The sequence below is a fragment of the Caballeronia catudaia genome (genome assembly GCF_001544755.2).
Lineage (GTDB): Bacteria > Pseudomonadota > Gammaproteobacteria > Burkholderiales > Burkholderiaceae > Caballeronia > Caballeronia catudaia.
Genome location: NZ_FCOF02000134.1, coordinates 1 through 1,168, shown reverse-complemented (window position 1 = coordinate 1,168; position 1,168 = coordinate 1). Strand labels below are relative to the sequence as shown.

General features: G+C 66.3%; 1 protein-coding gene. It reads right to left on the bottom strand.

Going from position 1 to position 1,168, the window contains the following annotated elements:
- On the bottom strand, positions 1-1,166 hold a 1,166-nt coding region (locus AWB75_RS36430; protein WP_061128742.1), incomplete at its 3' end, for an acetyl-CoA C-acetyltransferase.
- Positions 1,167-1,168 lie beyond the last annotated feature (2 nt).

Genomic DNA, 1,168 nt, shown 5'->3' with positions numbered 1-1,168 from the left:
GCCAGCGCGACACCCATGCCGCCGCCGATGCACAGCGAGGCCAGGCCCTTCTTCGCGTCGCGCTTCTGCATTTCGTGCAGCAGCGTGACGAGAATGCGGCAGCCCGATGCGCCGATCGGATGCCCGATCGCGATTGCGCCGCCGTTCACGTTGATCTTCGACTGATCCCAGCCCATCTGCTTGTGCACCGCCAGCGCCTGCGCCGCGAACGCCTCGTTGATTTCCATCAGATCGAGATCGTTCACGCTCCAGCCCGCGCGCTCCAGACAACGCTTCGAGGCCGGCACCGGACCCATGCCCATGATCTTCGGCGACACGCCCGCGTTCGCGTACGCCTTGATGCGCGCGAGCGGCGTCAGACCGAGCGCTTCCGCCTTCTTCGCCGACATCACGACCACCGCCGCCGCGCCATCGTTGAGGCCCGATGCGTTCGCCGCCGTCACCGTGCCTTCCTTCGAGAACGCGGGCTTGAGGCCCGCGAGCGCTTCGGCGGTCACGCCGTGACGCACGAATTCGTCGGTGGCGAACTGGATCGGATCGCCCTTGCGCTGCGGAATCGCGACCGGCACGATCTCGTCGTTGAAGCGGCCCGCCTTCTGCGCGGCCTCGGCCTTGTTCTGCGACAGCGCCGCGAACTTGTCCTGATCTTCACGCGTGATGCCGAATTCCTTCGCGACGTTTTCCGCCGTCGTGCCCATGTGATAGTTGTTATAGACGTCCCACAGGCCGTCGACGATCATCGTGTCGATGAGCTTCGCGTCGCCCATGCGAAAGCCGTCGCGCGAGCCCGGCAGCACGTGCGGCGCCGCGCTCATGTTTTCCTGACCGCCCGCGATGACGATGTCCGCATCGCCCGCGATGATCGCGTTCGCGGCCAGCATCACCGCCTTCAGGCCCGAGCCGCAGACCTTGTTGATCGTCATGCCGGGCACCATGTCGGGCAGACCGGCCTTGATGAGCGACTGGCGCGCCGGGTTCTGGCCGGAGCCCGCCGTCAGCACCTGACCCAGAATCACTTCGCTCACCTGATCCGGCTTCACGCCCGCGCGCTCGAGCACGGCCTTGATCACCGTCGCGCCCAGTTCCGGCGCCGCGATCTTCGCGAGCGAACCGCCGAATTTGCCTACCGCCGTACGCGCGGCCGATACGATCACTACGTCAGTCATTT